This window comes from Paraburkholderia phosphatilytica, assembly GCF_003443895.1.
In the GTDB taxonomy this organism is placed as follows: Bacteria; Pseudomonadota; Gammaproteobacteria; order Burkholderiales; family Burkholderiaceae; genus Paraburkholderia; species Paraburkholderia phosphatilytica.
In genome coordinates this window covers 280,068-295,702 of the sequence record NZ_QQOA01000001.1, presented here as the reverse complement: position 1 = coordinate 295,702, position 15,635 = coordinate 280,068, and the positions used below count along the sequence as shown (strand labels likewise).

Annotated in this window: 11 protein-coding genes; 5 read left to right on the top strand and 6 right to left on the bottom strand. The window is 63.4% G+C overall.

Features of this window, described 5'->3' with window-relative positions:
- The 5 genes from DVS29_RS37155 to DVS29_RS01155 form a co-directional block, all read right to left on the bottom strand.
- Positions 1-546, bottom strand: a 546-nt coding sequence (locus DVS29_RS37155; protein WP_164707815.1) for a glycoside hydrolase family 32 protein, incomplete at its 3' end; no start/stop codon positions are given.
- On the bottom strand, positions 536-2,482 hold the full coding sequence (locus tag DVS29_RS01170; RefSeq protein ID WP_118178585.1) for a T6SS effector phospholipase Tle3 domain-containing protein: 1,947 nt from the start codon (positions 2,480-2,482) through the stop codon (positions 536-538). The genes DVS29_RS01170 and DVS29_RS37155, both read right to left, overlap by 11 nt.
- A gap of 4 nt (positions 2,483-2,486) precedes the next feature.
- Entirely contained in the window at positions 2,487-4,967 is a 2,481-nt protein-coding gene (locus DVS29_RS01165) for a type VI secretion system Vgr family protein (protein ID WP_118178584.1), read from the bottom strand.
- A gap of 197 nt (positions 4,968-5,164) precedes the next feature.
- Positions 5,165-6,262, bottom strand: a complete 1,098-nt coding sequence (locus DVS29_RS01160; protein ID WP_118178583.1) for an NAD(P)-dependent alcohol dehydrogenase — start codon at positions 6,260-6,262, stop codon at positions 5,165-5,167.
- A gap of 42 nt (positions 6,263-6,304) precedes the next feature.
- Positions 6,305-7,786 carry a benzaldehyde dehydrogenase gene (locus DVS29_RS01155; RefSeq protein ID WP_118178582.1) on the bottom strand — a complete coding sequence of 494 codons (1,482 nt, stop codon included), beginning with the start codon at positions 7,784-7,786 and terminating at the stop codon, positions 6,305-6,307.
- A 255-nt stretch (positions 7,787-8,041) separates the two neighbouring features.
- Between DVS29_RS01155 and DVS29_RS01150 the strand changes: the two genes are divergently transcribed.
- From DVS29_RS01150 to DVS29_RS01135, 4 genes are all read left to right on the top strand, one after another.
- Complete coding sequence (locus DVS29_RS01150; protein ID WP_118178581.1) at positions 8,042-9,907, top strand: sigma-54-dependent Fis family transcriptional regulator; 1,866 nt, start codon at positions 8,042-8,044, stop codon at positions 9,905-9,907.
- A 209-nt stretch (positions 9,908-10,116) separates the two neighbouring features.
- Positions 10,117-11,199: an aromatic ring-hydroxylating oxygenase subunit alpha gene (locus DVS29_RS01145; protein ID WP_118178580.1), complete on the top strand. Its 1,083-nt coding sequence runs from the start codon at positions 10,117-10,119 to the stop codon at positions 11,197-11,199.
- A 10-nt stretch (positions 11,200-11,209) separates the two neighbouring features.
- Positions 11,210-12,160, top strand: a complete 951-nt coding sequence (locus tag DVS29_RS01140; RefSeq protein WP_118178579.1) for a PDR/VanB family oxidoreductase — start codon at positions 11,210-11,212, stop codon at positions 12,158-12,160.
- A gap of 37 nt (positions 12,161-12,197) precedes the next feature.
- Positions 12,198-12,971: a GntR family transcriptional regulator gene (locus tag DVS29_RS01135; RefSeq protein WP_118178578.1), complete on the top strand. Its 774-nt coding sequence runs from the start codon at positions 12,198-12,200 to the stop codon at positions 12,969-12,971.
- Between the two features lie 15 nt (positions 12,972-12,986).
- On the opposite strand, the gene DVS29_RS01130 is transcribed toward DVS29_RS01135, so the two are convergent.
- Complete coding sequence (locus DVS29_RS01130; protein WP_118178577.1) at positions 12,987-13,406, bottom strand: DoxX family protein; 420 nt, start codon at positions 13,404-13,406, stop codon at positions 12,987-12,989.
- 737 nt (positions 13,407-14,143) lie between these two features.
- On the opposite strand from DVS29_RS01130, the gene DVS29_RS01125 reads away from it, so the two are divergent.
- Positions 14,144-15,436, top strand: coding sequence for an autoinducer binding domain-containing protein (locus tag DVS29_RS01125; RefSeq protein WP_164707814.1), 1,293 nt, complete (start codon positions 14,144-14,146; stop codon positions 15,434-15,436).
- Positions 15,437-15,635 lie beyond the last annotated feature (199 nt).

Genomic DNA, 15,635 nt, shown 5'->3' with positions numbered 1-15,635 from the left:
GAGACCCGGAATAAGGGGATACGAAACCACATAGGGATCGCGGCCGGGATCCTTTGCTACATAGATGCGCAGCTTGTCCACGACGATGGCGTACCGCTTTGAATCCTCGTATGGATTGAAGCTATGTGGCATATAGGTGAGCGTATGAAACGTCTCACCGCCGTCCGTTGAGTACCAGAAAAACGTTGCGCAGCCTCGATCACCGCAGACGACACGCGGTGGATCCGCAAACGGAAGCACGATATTGTTGCCGCTCGGATCGGCGTTGACGATCGTCCCCTGATAGTTTTCGAAGAGGCCATTTCCGATCTTGTCGTGAAAGCCTTTCCTCGTGTCGTTGTAGAACGATTGCCCGTGATTGCAGTCCCGGTAATGCTCCAGCGTAACGAAGCGGTGATCGTCGATCCGATAGATCACTTGCGGCGGCGAATCATAGGGCAAGTTCTCCGCAGACCCAAAATCGCCCTCATTGAACGACCATGGCACTCGCGGCGTGCAACCAATCGCCATAACTGAAAGTACGAATATAAAGAGCTTACGAACCACGATAGTTTTTCCCGTATTGAATGCGTTTCGCTTCCGCTTGACTGAGTTCTTCCGCTATTGACGTCCAGTCGATTTCACCTGGCCTGTCGATGCTCTCGAGGGTGCCGTAATCGAAATAGCTGTCCCACCCGCTTGTCCAGTCCGCCATCCTGATGAGCCGATGCCAGAATTCCCGGTCTTCATGGGCGTCGCAGAACCCGACCGGCAGATCCCACGCGACCACGCGCTTCATGAACTCGGCGTGCATCGGCAGGGTGCTGTGATTCGTCGGCTCGGGCTTGTAGTTGCTGATGCGCTCGATCATCTCGTCGCGCGACTCAAGTGTGGTTCCGCTTCGCTCGAGATACGCATCATCGCGAGTCAGGTAGCGTTCCGGCTGATGGATTGACCTGTAGTATGGAAACGTCGGATCCTGGTAGTGCCCCTTACCTGGATCCTTTTTGTCCATAACAAATAGCCCGTACTCTCGGGCGTGCGCGCGCGACTCTTCGAACGACGTCATCTCATCCGCTGTCAGCGGATTCGGCACCTTCTCTGCATTGATCGTCACCGTCTGGTTGGCATTGGGGACCGCCCAGATATTCGTCACGCCAAAGAGTCCACCGAGCACGCCGCGATTGCCATTCCAGAAGTCTGCAGGTTTTGCACCGGGAACAAGCTCGCTTTCGGCAATGGGCGGCAGCGTGCCGAACCTCCGAACACCTGGCTCGTCGCCGACCGGCATGCTGCGCGCGAGCATGCGCTGTTTGACAGTGTCACCAAGCGACGCGAGCAGCGTGTCGTTGACGCCCTGCCAGCCTATGCTTTGCAATGGAGTCGCACCCATCACCCGATCATGCGGTGTGAAATAGACATACAGGCGGCCATGATTGTCTCGCTCGGGTATGCCGAAGTTGTTCTTCAGATCGGGCCGCCAGAACTGCATGTCCTGAGAAACGCCGACATACACTTGCTTCAACATATCCTCGGCCCATACCCGCTTGTCGCTCTTGATACGGTTCGCGACTGCGCGAAACGTGTTGACGCGTGCGTCACTTGTCGGACGTTCTCTTCCGCACGTAATCGCGTCCGTCATCTTGTCTTCCATCGCAAACGGCGAATTCATGACAAACACGGCATCGGGCGCCCGCTTTTTGCAGAGCAGAGTTGCCGCCATCGCGATCATCGTCCCCTGGCTATGCGATACGAGAGAAACGGTGTCGCCTGGATATTCTTCGCGGATCGTATCGACAAGATTGGCGAGGCGTTGCGCAGCATGAGCGTAATAACGGCGAGGCGGCGCGTCCTGCAGTTGTCGTTCGACCTCGGTATTCAGGCGTTGCATGTCGAAGCCGTACACCGTGCGCGAAAAGCCTCTTTCACTCCAGAGCTGTTGAAGGTTGTTCGTGCCGTTCTGAAACGGGCCGCCGCCCCAGTACCACGGTCCCTCGTCCTTACTGCACTGGAGCGCCCAGAAATCGTTGCCCTGGATGTTACGGAGTGCGACTTTCCATCGACTTAAATCAACATCGTCGCTGCGATAGCCCCAGTAGAATCGGACGACAGGAGAATTTTTCATCTTTGCGATTCGCCGTCTTGGCAATCTGCGTTCATCGTTCTCATTCGAATATTCGTTCGCTTCCAGCTTGTTCTCGTCCGTCCGCCCGAGCCTCACATTCAACCCCTCACACAACGCCTTTTCCGCCGCGTCATACCACTCCCCCTCCGAATTCACCCCGTGTACAAAGATGATGACGCCCGGCATGTCCGGGGGAATACGCGCCTCAGCCCACACCTCGTAACTCGCCGGCGTCATGTACGACTCCCAGAATGGACGCCCAAGGTGGTCGCGCTGCATCGGCACGACGTTGGTTGCGACGTCGAGTTGATAGCGTTGTGGGCGTGTAGTGTCCGGTGCGCTGGGCAGCGCATCCGGCCTGTCGTTCTGGTCGACCATCGAATCAGACTCCTTTCTTCGTTCTTGAAATCAACAGCTTGAGACCCCGGGCGACATCGTTCAGCGTCAGTGACGTTTCACCGTTGTCGTTGGTTACGCCTTCCACGATGCGACCGTCCGACACCTGGATCTTGTAGGCGCGGCTTGGAGCAGGTCGGCCGGCGATTTGATCGGTGACAACGAACTTCTCATTGCCCGGCACATTCGCCAGATCAAACTTCGGCAGCGGCAAAACAAGCGACCCAGCACCACGCTTATCGATAGCCGCCACCTTAAGAACAAGATCGCCCACGCCCCCAATCTCGACGTTGTCTCCTTGAACCTTGATATACGCGGTACCTCCGCCTTGCAGCACAACACCGTTGGCCGCATTGGCCGTCAACGTGCCGCTCGCGCTGGTGAGTTGCATGTTCTTGTGCGCGACAATTTCCACTGCATCTGACTGAGCTTGAATCGCGACCTTGCCCCGTGCCGCGATCAAGCGGATGCCCATGCACTGTGCGAACAGCGATATGACTTCGCCCGCCGCGACGGCGACCTGCTTCACCGCGCTCAAGCTAAATCGCGACGACGTCACAGCGCTGATATCGCCGCCTGCAGAGATCATCACGCGGCCTGGCGTTGCCATACCGATGCCATCGGGAGCAGTCAAAGCAATGACAGCCTTTTTAAGACCCAGGAACTCTTCTTTAAGCCACTGGTTTTCCGCCTTCAGCTCAGCGACCTCCGCTTTAGCCACGAAGGCGGAACGAGCCAGCCCTTCAGCCTGAGCCTGCGTCAAATTGAACTGGCTAATCGCGCCGTCCATCTCGGTCTGCAACCCGCTGGCATTCTTTTGCACATAAGCCGAAACCAGAATGCCGCCACCGGCGCGCACGCTCCCCTGCATATCGGTGCGAAGTTCGAACCCTTCGCCGCGCCGCTCACGCTTCCCATTGACGATATGCCCCAACGTCAGCTGGCTTTTCCCGGAATGCGGCGTGGACAGCTTGACGTGTTCTTCTCCCTGCCAGTCTTCGAACTGCAGCTTGTTGTCCGACTGCGTGCGGATCACGTTGCGCGAGAGCCAGCGGTTTTCGCTCGTGACGAGATCCACTGCATGGCTGTTGTGCATCGCGTGAGCGATATAAGGCCGGTTCGGATCGCCGTCATGAAACGCGATGGCCACTTCGGTGCCGTCAAGCAACGGAAAGTGAAAGCCCGTTTGCAGGGCGCCGGCAAATGGCTTGGCAAGACGCAGCGGCACGCTTTCACCGCCAGCGGGCCATGCGTCGAAATCAGCATCGAACCTGACCGTGTAGTAGCCCGCCGCCGTGAGGTACGCGTATTGGTATTTGTCAGGCGACGTGACGCGCGCACTCAGCGTGCCGCTAATTCTCGGCCAGTTCGCCTCGTCGAGCGGCAGCCTGAAGCGTCGGTCCGACGGTATCGCCTTATACGTGTTCGTATAAGCAGCGTCCCGAGCGCCGCAATGCACGACCTCGACGATTACCTGGCCGTTCGGCGCATCCGGCAACGCCTTGTCGATATGCAGAATACGAGCGGGGCTCAATGCGAGAACGCTGCTTTGCCCTTCATACACAATCTGCGCCGCAAAGGCCGCTTCGTGCCGCAACTGCGCTTCCCATTTCGCGCCTTGTGCGTCAAGGTGATGCGTGCCCCACACATACGGTTGACCGTAGGTGGTGGTGTCCTGGAACGCGACGTTAGCCTCGTCCTTCAAGCGTTCCCACGCGTTGTCCGGGTTGTAGTCCGCGACGCTGAAAGACCGCGCCACCGTGCTCGCAACGGTCTTCAACGATGTCACGGCATCGTTCCGCGATGCCAGCCCCGCCGGCTCGCGATAAGGCACCTCGAGCGTCGGCTGATAGACGTAGTGATCGATGTCGTCGCACAGGTTCAGCACATCGCCATGCTCACCCGTGGTGAAATAGCTGTAGATGCCTTCCTGCTTCATCAGCAGCTGCACCCACGCGAGGTCATCCATCTGATACTGAAAGCGGAACGCGTGCTGCGGATATCGGCGGCGCAGCCGGAAACTGAATTGATGGCCCAAGAAGCCGTGCCGCCTCAGCACCTGCTCGATGATCTGCGGCGCGGTGACGTGCTGGTAGATGCGGCTGGTGCGGACGTGCGCGAGCCTCGCGAAATGCGCGTCCAGCACGAATTCATAGCTGGTGAAATCGCGCGTCGTCTTGAGTTCGTTAAAGCCGCTGATCCAGCCGGCGAAGGTACGCCCTTCGATGCCCTCGGGCACGATGGAAAAGCTGGCGTCCTTGCCGAGATAATCGGCGCGCGTAAGCGCGTCCGGATGCGTCAGGCGAACAACGATCCGATACGGCTCGCCAAGCCGTTCGGTTGCTTCGAACGACACGACCGATAGCGCCTGCGCTTCTGGTGCGCCGGGCACGTCGAAAAAATACGCTTGCCCGCCAGTCAGCGTCTGGCGGTGGTGCAGCGTGTCTCCTTCAAGTCCTTCTGCCATAGATTCGTTGTCCTGTTCGCAAGAGCGAATGGGGTGTCGCGAAATGGCAATGCTGGACTGTCAGGAGAGGGTGCGGATATCAGCAATATCCTAAACAAGATAAAAATAACTCACCACGCATAACGCGCTGAGCGGGAGATGACTCCCATGCAAACCAGGGCGCACGCAAACCCCGCGCATGCGCCCCGGCACTTCCACTACATCCGCACGATCGGCTTGATCGCGCGACCTTCGAGCGAATCGGCGATCGCGGCGTTGATCTCGTCGAGCGTGTAGAACTTCACCATCCGGTCGAACGGAAAGCGGCCCTGCTGATACAGATCGATCAGCATCGGAATGAACAGCTCCGGCGTCGACTCGCCTTCCACGATGCCCATCAATCGCCGCCCGCCGCTCATGAAGTGAACCTCGTCGAGCACGATCTCCGAGCCCAGTGCCGACGCGCCCAGCACGCCGCACGTGCCGCGCGGCGCGAGACTGTCGGCGGCCTGGCGGATCACGGACGAGACGCCGGTCGTGTCGAGCGCATAGTCGATGCCGTAGCCGGTCAGCGCGGTGAGCGACGCGACCACGTCGTCGCGCGATGGATTCAGCGTATGCGTCGCGCCGACGCTGCGCGCGAAATCGAGCCGCTCGTCATGCAGATCGATCGCAACGATGCGCGTGGCGCCCACCACGCGCGCTGCCATCACTGCCGACAACCCGACAGAACCCGCGCCGAACACCGCGAACGACGCACCGGCCGGCACGCGCAGCGCGTTCATCACCGCACCGGCGCCGGTCTGCACGCCGCAGGCGAGCGGCCCAAGCAGTTCGAGCGGCGCATCGGCGGGCACCTTCACGACGTTGCGCTCGTTGCATAGCGCGTGCGACGCGAACGACGACTGCCCGAAGAAATTGCCGTGCACGCGTTCACCGGATTTCGACAGCGGCGTGCTGCCGTCGCCGCGCGTCGCGAAGAAGTTGCGCGGGAAGAACGCGTGGCAATAGCTCTGCGCATGCGCGGCGCAAGCCGGACAGCGGCCGCACGAATCGTAGGTCATCACGACTGCGTCGCCGGCCGCGACTTTCGTCACGTTGCGCCCCACGCGTTCGACGATGCCCGCGCCTTCATGGCCGAGCACCACCGGGTGCGGCGTCGGCAACAGACCGTCGCGCACGACGATGTCGGTATGGCACACGCCGGTCGCGATCACGCGGACGAGGATTTCGTCGTCGCGCGGGTCTTCGAGTTCGAGCGTTTCGAGTGTGAGCGGTCCGCCTTTTTCGCGAGCCACGGCTGCCTTGATTTTCATCGGGAGTCTCCTTGTCGTTGTGTGTTCGTGTGCGGGCTGTGCTCAGAACGGCGTGCGTTCGGCCACGTCCTTCACCGTGACCCATTGCCATTGCGTGTATTCCTCGAGATCGGCTGGGCCGCCCATGCGGCTGCCGTTGCCCGACGCGCCGCGTCCGCCGAACGGGTTCACGCATTCGTCGGCCACCGTCTGGCCGTTGATGTGCAGCAGCCCGCACTTGAGCCGCGCGCCGAGCGCGCTCGCGCGCGACAGCGACGATCCGATCACCGCACAGGACAACCCGTATTCGGTGCTGTTTGCAAGTGAAACGGCTTCGTCATCCGTATCGAATGGCGTGACCACCGCGACGGGGGCGAAGATTTCCTCGTCGAACGCGCGCATGCCGGGCTTCACGTTGGACAGCACGGTCGGCTTGAAGAACAGACGCTCGTGCGTGCCGCCCGCTTCGAGCACCGCGCCCGCTTCCACCGACGCGCGCACGATCGCATCGGCCTGCTGCAACTGGCGCGCGTTGATCATCGGGCCGATCGCGACGGTGCCGCTGGCCGGGTTGCCGACCGGCAGGCCGTTCGCTTTTTCGACGAGCCGCTTCGTCAGTTCGGCCGCGATGCTGCGATGCGCGACGATACGGCCAGTGGCCATGCAGATCTGGCCTTGATGGAAGAACGCGCCGAACGCGGCGTTGCTCGCGGCGACGTCGAGGTCCGCATCGTCGAGCACGACCAGCGTGTTCTTGCCGCCCAGTTCGAGCGATACCTTCTTCAGATGACGGCCCGCAAGCTCGCCGACCTTGCGGCCCGCCGCGGTCGAACCGGTGAACGCGATCATGCCGACTTCCGGCGCGGCGACGAGCGCGGCGCCCGCATCGGCTTCACCCGGCAGCACCTGCAGCACGCCCGGCGGCAAGCCCGCTTCTTCGAATACGCGCGCAATCAGGAAGCCGCCGGAGACGGGCGTCTGCGGGTCCGGCTTCAGCACGACCGCGTTGCCGGTGGCGAGCGCGGGCGCGACCGAGCGCATCGACAGGATCAGCGGGAAGTTGAACGGCGAGATCACGCCGACCACACCATGCGGCACGCGCCGCGCGTAGCTCTGGCGGCCGGCCGTCGACGGCAGCACGATGCCTTGCGGCTGCAACGGCAGACCCGCTGCGATGTGCAGCTGCGTCGCGGCTTCAGCCACTTCGAGCTGGGCCTTCGCGAGAATGCCGCCGGTTTCGCGCGCGATGTATTGCGCGAGCGTTGGCAGCTCGCGTTCGAGCGCGGCGGCCGCGCGACGCAGCACGGCAGCGCGTTCGCGCGGCGCGAGTGCCGCCCAGGCCGGCTGCGCGGCGGCAGCCGCAGCGGTTGCGCGTTCGACGTCCGCCGCGCGCGCGAGGCCCACCTGGGTGAGCGGCTCGCCCGTCGCCGGTTCGATCACGTCGCGGCTTTCGTTCGCCGGGTACCACGTGCCGTCCGCGCCGCCGAACAGGCGGCCGGCCCAGCAGGCGTGATCGATGAGGGCGTTGCGCGAAGTGTCGGTCATGTCGTTGTCTCCTTGGTTGGAATGGATCGCGCGCGTCGTCCGGGACGCTTGCGTCGCGACAAAATTGCAAGAGGCGTGCCACCGATTGTGCGCGGGATCCGTTGCCGCACTGCAAGCCGTTCCGCAATGCAGGGCCTACATCGGGTCCTGCCTGGATTGCGCATTTGATGAAAGTTATATCAAATAATCGATATGTGGTTTGATCATTTCATCAAATAACGAACGGTGGCCGCAAGGGCGGCGAAAGGAGACACGATGGCCGATCCGCTCACGTTGCCGCGCACCCAGCTCGCGCGGGTGTCGCTTGCCGAGGCGGCGCGCATCTCGGGCGCGATGATGAAGCCTGGCGACAGTGCGCATTTCGATGCGGGCGCGGCGCCGACGTTCGGCGATCTCACCGAATGCCTGTTCTTCTCGCCGGGCGACGGTCGCATCTGGCTCGACGATCAACGCATGCTGCTGCTGCACAGCGCCGCGTTCGGCACATTGCGGCGCGAGCTGATCGCTGCGTTCGGCACGGAGCGGGCGCGCGGCGTGCTGACGCGCGCGGGCTACGCGTCCGGCGCGCGCGATGCGGCGCTCGTGCGCGAACGCTGGCCGGATGCAGACGGTGCATCGCTGCTGGCCGCCGGCACGCGGCTGCATGCGCTGGAAGGCGTGGTCAAGGTCGAGCCCGTGCACTTCTCGTTCGATGCGCAGACGGGCCGCTATGACGGCGAATTCCTGTGGCATCACGCGTCGGAGGCTGATGAGCATATCGCCGCGTACGGGATCGGCAACGAGCCCGCGTGCTGGATGGAACTCGGCTATGCGATCGGCTACGTGACGGGCCTGACGGGCACGCTCGTGATCTTCCGCGAAGTGGAGTGCCGCGCGATGGGCAGCGCGACCTGCCGCGTGGTGGGACGCGATGCGGCGCGCTGGGACGATGTCGCCGACGATCTGCGATATCTGGAAGCGCCGCTTGCGTCGATGGCCGCGCATGAAGGCGAGTCGACAACGGGCGAAGCAGCGAGAGCGCAAACGCACGAACATCGGGGTGGCACTTCTTTGATGCCGGCACGTCCGCGCAGCGGCACTGCCGCCGCCACCGCAACAACCCACAACGACGACCTGATCGGCACCGCAGCCGCCTTCGTCGCTGCGCGCGATGCGCTGATGCGCGTCGCGCCGACCGATGCGGCCGTGCTGCTGACGGGCGAATCCGGCGTGGGCAAGGAACGCTTCGCGGCGACGCTGCATCGGCGCAGCCGGCGCGCGGCCAGCCCGTTCGTCGCGGTGAACTGCGCGGCGTTGCCCGACAGCCTGATCGAGGCGGAGCTGTTCGGCGTCGAACGCGGCGCGTTCACCGGCGCGCTGGTATCGCGCGCGGGGCGCTTCGAACGTGCGTCGGGCGGCACGCTGTTTCTCGACGAAATTGCGAGCCTGCCGTTCGCGGCGCAAGGCAAGCTGCTGCGCGCATTGCAGGAGCGCGAGATCGAGCGCGTCGGCGGGCTGCGCACGCTGGCAGTGGATGTGCGCGTAGTCGCCGCGAGCAACGTCGATCTGCGCGACGAAGTAAAGCACGGGCGCTTTCGCGAGGACCTGTTCTTCCGCCTCAACGTGTTCCCGATCGTGATTCCGCCGCTGCGCGAACGGCGCGACGACATCGCGCTGCTGATCGACCGCTTCCTCGCGCAGTTCTGTCGCGAACATGCGCGCTCGACTCCGGGCCTCACGTCGCGCGCGCGGCGCGCACTGCTGAACTACGCGTTCCCCGGCAACATCCGCGAGCTGCGCAACATGGTGGAACGCGGCGTAATCGCGATCGACGACGGCGTGCCGATCGACCTGCCGCATCTGTTCCGTCATGAGCCGTTGCCCGCGGACCAGTTCTATGCGGTCGACGGCGGCATGCTGAAGGCGGGGCGACCAGGCGGCGAACCCTTGGCGAATGAGCTTGCGGCCGCGATCTCGCCTGACGCCGCGCACGCGCCGCTGTCGATCGACGCGATCGAAGCGCGCCTGCTCACCGATGCTCTGACGCGCGCGGACGGCAATGTATCGGCGGCCGCGCGCCTCGTCGGGCTAAGCCGCGCGCAGTTTGCATACAGGCTCGACAAGCATCGGCGCGCGCGGTAAGCGGCACGCGGGAAATCGCCAGTGTTTACCCGTAAACCCGCGCCAGAAGATTCGACATTCTCCAATCAATGTATACAATGAGTTCGTCATCGGGTGGCTAGCCGCTCCGCCGTGAAGCGGGGAATTCGAGAAATAGCCTTGAAATAAGCAATTTCTTGACGCAACAATCCAAACGCCTCGAATAACGATGTATACATAAGGAGACTTGAATGTTCCTGAAGAACGCGTGGTACGTCGCGTGCACGCCGGACGAAATCGAAGGCCGGCCGCTCGGCCGCAAGATCTGCAACGAGAGCATGGTGTTCTTCCGCGGTGCCGACGGCGCCGTCACCGCGCTCGAAGATTTCTGCCCGCATCGCGGCGCGCCGCTGTCGCTGGGCTTCATGCGCGACGGCCAACTGGTGTGCGGCTATCACGGACTCACGATGGGCGTCGAAGGCAAGTGCGTGTCGATGCCGGGTCAGCGCGTCGGCGGCTTTCCGGCGCTGCGGCGTTTTCCGGCCGTGGAGCGCTACGGCTTCGTGTGGGTGTGGCCCGGCGATCCGGCACAGGCCGACCCCGCGAAGATCCATCACCTCGAATGGGCGGAAAACCCGGAGTGGGCGTATGGCGGCGGCCTCTATCACATCGCGTGCGACTACCGTCTGATGATCGACAACCTGATGGACCTGACGCACGAAACGTACGTGCACGCGTCGAGCATCGGTCAGGCGGAAATCGAGGAAGCCGCGCCTGAAACGAAGCTCGAAGGCGAGACGGTGGTCACGCGTCGCTTCATGGAAGGCATTACGCCGCCGCCGTTCTGGGCCGCCGCGTTGCGCGGCAACGGCCTTGCCGACAACGTGCCCTGCGACCGCTGGCAGATCTGCCGCTTCTCCGCGCCGAGCCACGTGATGATCGAAGTGGGTGTCGCGCATGCCGGCAACGGCGGTTATCACGCGGACGCGCGGCACAAGGCGTCGAGCGTCGTCGTCGACTTCATTACGCCGGAGACGGACACGTCGATCTGGTACTTCTGGGGCATGGCGCGCAACTTCAAGCCGCACGATACCGAGCTGACCGCGACGATCCGCGAAGGGCAGGGCAAGATTTTCGCAGAAGACCTCGAGATGCTCGAAGCGCAGCAGCGCAATCTGCTCGCGCATTCCACGCGCAATCTGCTGAAGCTCAACATCGACTCGGGCGGTGTGCAGTCGCGCAAGATGCTCGACCGGCTGATCGCGGCCGAGCAGCAGGCTCAGGCTGCGTCGCAAGCGTCCGGTGCGGGTCAGCCGTCCGCTGTTGCTTCCTGAGGTGCCGCACATGGAAGTTCGCATCGTCCGTAAATTCGCGGCCGCCGACGATATCTGCGGGTTCGAACTCGCTCGCGAAGATGGCGCTGCGTTGCCGGCATTCACCGCTGGCGCGCACATCGACGTGCATCTCGACGGCGGCATCGTACGTCAGTATTCGCTGTGCAATAGCCCCGCGGAAACGCATCGCTATGTGATCGGCGTGCTGCGCGAACCGGCGTCGCGCGGCGGCTCTGTCGCGATGCATGCGCTTGCGGAAGGCAGCGTGCTGCGCATCAGCGAGCCGAAGAATCACTTTCCGCTTAGCGAAGGCGCGACGCGTTCGCTGCTGTTCGCGGGCGGCATCGGCATCACGCCGATCCTCGGCATGGCGGAGCGGCTCGCCGCACTCGACGCGCCGTTCGAACTGCACTACTGCACGCGCGAACCGGCGCGCGCCGCGTTTCGCGATCGGCTCGCCGAGCCGCGTTTTGCAGGATGCGCTCATCTATACTTCGACAGCGCGCCGGTGTCCGAGCGCATCGATCTCGCCGCGACGCTTGCAGCAGCAGCGCCCGGCACGCATCTGTACGTGTGCGGTCCGGCCGGCTTCATCGCGGTGGTGCTCGATACGGCGCGCGCGGCCGGCTGGAGCGAAGCGCAGCTGCATCGCGAGTATTTCGCGGCGGCGGCGCAAGACCATGCGGCAGCCAGCGGCGCATTTCAGGTGAAGCTCGCGGCGAGCGGGCGTATCGTCGAGGTCGATCACGACGAGACGGTGATCGCGGCGTTGACGGCCGCTGGCGTCGACGTGCCGACGTCGTGCGAGCAGGGCGTTTGCGGCACGTGCCTCACGCGCGTGCTGGAAGGCGAGCCCGATCATCGCGACGTCTATCTGACGGACGACGAACGCGCGGCGAACGACTGCTTCCTGCCGTGCTGTTCGCGCTCGAAATCGCCGCTGCTGGTGCTGGATCTCTGAAACGCGGATGTCTCGCAGGTGAACTGAACGGATCGCGATGGAGCACAACGAACAGCCGGTTTCCGACGCGGGCGCATCGGGTTCGGCGTCACAAACGCTGAAGGCGCAACTGGGTCTGCGCGAGCTGATTCTCGCGGGCGAACTCGCGCCCGGCACGCGCATCACCGAACTGTGGACCGTCGAGCGGCTCGGCGTGTCGCGCACGCCGGTGCGCGCGGCGTTGATGCGTCTGCAGGACGAAGGGCTGCTCGATCCGCTGCCGTCGGGCGGCTACGCGGTGCGCTCGTTCACCACCGCCGAGATCTATGACGCGATCGAATTGCGCGGCACGCTCGAAGGGCTCGCGGCGCGGCTCGCTGCGGAACGCGGTGTCGAGCCGGAGCTGATGGCGTCGCTGCATGCGTGCGTAAACGAGATCGACGACGTGCTGGCGGATGCCAGGTTATCCGAACAGACATTCTCCCGCTATGTGGAACTCAACGAGCGCTTTCACCGGCTGCTTGCATCGACGTGCAACAGCAGCGTGGTCGAAAAGCAGCTCGCGAGAGTGATGGCGTTGCCGTTCGCATCGCCGAGCGGATTCGTGAAGGTGCAGGCGGTGGCGCCGGACGCGCATCATGTGCTGATCGTCGCGCAAAGCCAGCATCGCGCGGTGCTCGATGCGATCGAGCGTCGCGAAGGCGCGCGCGCCGAAGCGCTGATGCGCGAGCATGCGCGCATCGCGCACCGCAACCTGCAGAACGCGCTGACCAACCAGCAGACGCTCGCGAAGCTGTCAGGCGCGGGCCTGATTCGCGAATGGAGCGTGTAGGCACGCTCCAGCCGTTCACAACATCGGTCTGCCGCGCTTGCGCAGCGGACGCATCGCGGCCGCGCCGTCGCCGAGCAGGGCCAGCACGATCAGCGCGACGGCCCAGAACGCCGGATACTCCCACCCGCCGCCTTTGTTGGTGAACAGCCAGCCATTGTCGCCGTGCACCATCACGATGGTGCCGGCCATTTCCACCGCCAGCGGAATCGCGACGAGCGGCGCGTAGATGCCGAGTATCAGCGCGATGCCGCCGAACAGTTCGAGCGCGATCGTCAGATACGCGGCGATCGCCGGCATGCCGAGCGACGCGAAATAGCCGACGAACCCGGGAATGGTGAAGACGAAAATCTTCAGCGCGACGTGCGCGAGAAACAGGATGCCGAGGCTGACGCGCAGCAGCAATGCGGCGAGCGGGGCGGTGCGTGGGTTGATCATGTGTTCGGTCCCAGTCCGGAAGGTGCCGGCCAGTGTCCAACGCCCGACTGTGGGCGAAGCATCTGGCGGATGCGTGGTCAGATGCTAGCCACGCCATTAGCTGGCGGCAAGCGCCTTCGATGCGGTCGTGCAACGCAGCGATCGAATGGTATCGCAGGCGGTCAGGATTTCCCGAAAGCGAGCCTGGCGAGCGGATGCGATGCGGGTAACGCAAACGAAGGCACCGCCATGAAGCGACGTGAATTGAAACGTTTGCTGCTTTAAAAGAGCGGAAGGAAATCCCTATAAAATTATCAGATTCGACCTACCCGCCTTTAGCCATACGGCTTTAAAGGTGTCATTGAACCGTAAAGAACGAAGCGCCAAGCGGCACCGCGCTGCAAAAAAAACGGCCGCTTAAGCGGCCGTTAAGGATTCTAGTGCCGCCGAGGGACGTACCAGAACCTGAGAGTAAAAGTATTGTGCCCTAACTATCTGCGCAAGTCAGTTAGTTTTCGTGTAATTCATGGTAATGGCGTCGCAGCGCATCGAGGGACAACGCGCACATCGTGGACAACGCAAGCAATGCGTGCCAGATGCCAAGCCAGCTATCTCGATAACCCTTATACTTCGGGCCAGCGTTTATTCAGGGCAAGTCACAGGCGACGTCTCTTCTCCTTTCCATGCAAAATCGACTGCAATTCTTTGTCGGCTCCGTCGTCCTGACCATTTCCGCGTTCGAATGCGTTGAAGCCGTGATGGTCGAGCGCGTCAAGCAGTCCAGTCAAACGGCCAGAGGCGCCGTCGATGTCCGCCAGCTCGTCGTCGCGACCGACGACAATCTCGATGCGCTGCTGCGCAACGAAAAGGTCGAGCCGAGCTTTCGCGCGTCGGTGTTCGAACTGGTCAAGGAATTGGCGGGCTTCAGGCCGCCGGCGTTGCCCGCGGTGCTCGGCAGCGCGGCGACCGTGGTGGACGCGATCTCCGCGATCGAGCGCGCGCCCGACGAAGCCACGGTGGCGCTGCATCTGCTCAGCGCCGCGCGTGCGCTTGGCGGCAGCAACGCGCTGTACATGCTCAACGGCCGCGGCAAGGACGGCAACCTGGTGAGCCACCGGATTCTGACCACGGGGCCGCAGGACACGCTGGCCATCACGAACTATATCGACGAGACGTGGTTCGCCACCGATCCGTTCCTCACCCACGCGGGCCGTTCGCACTCGCCCTGTTACTCGTCGGACCTCGGCCTGCTCGAGAACCTGACGGGTAGCCGGCTCGAGATGGGCAAGTTCGTGCGGTCCATCGGCCTGAGCAGTTTCGCGGTTCATCCGGCGCATGCGCCGCGCTCCGGCAAGTTCGGCGCGCTCTACGTGACGTCGCCGGTGATTCCGGGCGAGCAGGGCGAGGAGCCGCTACGCCGCAACGAGGTGCTGCTGCGCGCGCTGTCGTTCGCGGTGCTGAACTGGTATCTGGGCCAGGAACGCTACGCCGCGCTCCGGCAATCCGGGCTCAATACCGCCGAACTGCAGATCCTCGACGTCATCGCGAAGGGCGGCACCGCCGAAATGGCGCGGGAGCGCGCGGGCGTATCGAAGGCCGCGATGCGCGCGAAAATCACGCCGTCCATTCGCAGCAAGCTGTCGGCGAAGAACCTGATCCAGGCGGCGAAGGTGGCCGAAGAACGCGGCCTGCTTGCCGCGGCGTCGGACCGCAAGGTCGCGTATGTCGTGTACAGCCCGCGCTGGGGCGTGTTCCTGCGCGAGGACTTCGGCATTCCGTTCTGGTCCGGCTTGAATCCCCAGGGGCTCGACACCGCGCAGCTGTTCCCCGATGCCGCATCCGCGCGGCGCGTGCTCGACGCACAGCCGGCCGGGCACGACTGCGAGCTGCGCCGCGTGGAAGTGCACTTCAGCGCGCGCAACGCGTCGATCGCGGACTGCGTGGCCGCCGGCTTGCCCGCGTGGAATCCATCGACGGTCCACGACAGCAGCCCTGCCGACGATTCCGCTACCTGGGGATCGCGCCCGTTTGCGTCCGCGCAGGTAAACTAGCCGCTAGCGCAGCTCGGGGATCAATGTCAAGAGGGGTGACGCGGTGGAGTCGTTCCGCATAAAGTGTCGGGATCAACCGACGGACGGCGCCACGCATCATCTCGCTTCAGCACATGGCCCGTTTCTGTCGCCGGACAGGTGGCTGCACCACTTGCTGGAACCTGAGAGTTTCAACCCGTCTTTGGCGAACCCGCGGCTT